The organism is Candidatus Palibaumannia cicadellinicola, from assembly GCF_002855795.1.
Lineage (GTDB): Bacteria > Pseudomonadota > Gammaproteobacteria > Enterobacterales > Enterobacteriaceae > Baumannia > Baumannia cicadellinicola_C.
Window position 1 is genome coordinate 1 of sequence record NZ_NJPO01000081.1, and the last position, 1,345, is coordinate 1,345.

The following is a 1,345-nucleotide window of genomic DNA, read 5'->3' on the forward strand; positions in this document are numbered from 1 at the left end:
CATTATCCTGATTGTGATCAAAAAAATCAGTAATTTATTTCTGAATTCATTGAGTGTAATAAATCATAGAAAATAGAAGAAAAACTATGACACAGGATGAACTTAAAAAAGCAGTAGGCTGGGCCGCACTAAAATATGTCCAGTTAGGCACTATCGTAGGAGTAGGTACTGGTTCTACGACGGCTCACTTTATCGATGCTCTGGCTACAATAAAGAATCAAATTCAAGGTGCAGTATCTAGTTCTGAACTATCTACAGCAAGATTAAAAAATCTAGGCATCTTACTTTTTGATTTAAATGAAGTAGATTCGCTAGATATATATGTTGATGGTACTGACGAAATTAATAGTCATATGCAAATGATTAAAGGTGGTGGTGCAGCTCTAACCAGAGAAAAGGTTATTGCCGCAGTAGCACGTACATTTATTTGTATTGCTGATACGAGCAAACAAGTTGAGATATTAGGTAACTTTCCATTACCTGTTGAAGTAATACCTATGGCTTATAATTGGGTGGCACGGGAATTAGTAAACCTTACTGGGGGTTTTCCAAAATACCGACAAGGCGTTATTACTGATAACGGAAATATTATTTTAGACATACATAACTTACAGATTGTAGATGCTATTGCTTTAGAAAATATTATTAATAATATACCAGGTGTCGTTACTGTCGGTCTGTTTGCTCGTAGGAGCGCAGATATAGCCTTAATTAGTAGTCAACAAGGTATCAAACTTATTGTTTAAAAGTATTTAATGTAAAATATAATAAATAACTAGTAAATCAAGTAGCTAATACTGGTTTATTACTGACGAAAGCGCCAATAGCAAGAAGGTGTAATTATTTCTGGTAACCGCACATCCCATTTTTTTATCGGTAATAATTGACTTTGATATTGGCAATCATGCGCTAAACCTATCGGAAAAAAACATTTTCTCTGGCGCCAGAGTTGCAAAGTACGATCATAAAACCCCCCACCCATCCCTAGTCTATTACCATAGATATCAAAAGCTACTAATGGAATAAATAGAATATCTAATTCTTCTAGCGATAATAAGGTAGTAATATCTAACCTAGGTTCGTAGAGATTAAAACGATTAACTACTAATGATGTAGTAGGAGTATATTGACAAAAAAGTAGATGTCCGGTAGTGAAAGGATGCAGTACTGGTAAATAAACTTGTTTTCCTATTTTCCATAATATTTTAATAAATGGACGGGAATTTATTTCCCCGTCAAAAGAAATAAAAAGCGCTAATTTATCTGCTTCTCTAATACGTAAATCTTGTAAAGCACGGACAAGGACCATATGAGCAGCTTCGTTTTGCTGCAAGGTTGTTAAGGT

Annotated in this window: 2 protein-coding genes; one reads left to right on the forward strand and one right to left on the reverse strand. The window is 34.4% G+C overall.

Annotated features, from left to right (window positions below):
* Nucleotides 1-86 precede the first annotated feature (86 nt).
* Nucleotides 87-746 carry a ribose-5-phosphate isomerase RpiA gene (gene rpiA, locus CEX73_RS01665; RefSeq protein WP_101626869.1) on the forward strand — a complete coding sequence of 220 codons (660 nt, stop codon included), beginning with the start codon at nucleotides 87-89 and terminating at the stop codon, nucleotides 744-746.
* 59 nt (nucleotides 747-805) lie between these two features.
* Here the strand turns inward: rpiA and CEX73_RS01670 are convergent.
* On the reverse strand, nucleotides 806-1,345 hold a 540-nt coding region (locus CEX73_RS01670; RefSeq protein ID WP_101626870.1), incomplete at its 5' end, for a 5-formyltetrahydrofolate cyclo-ligase.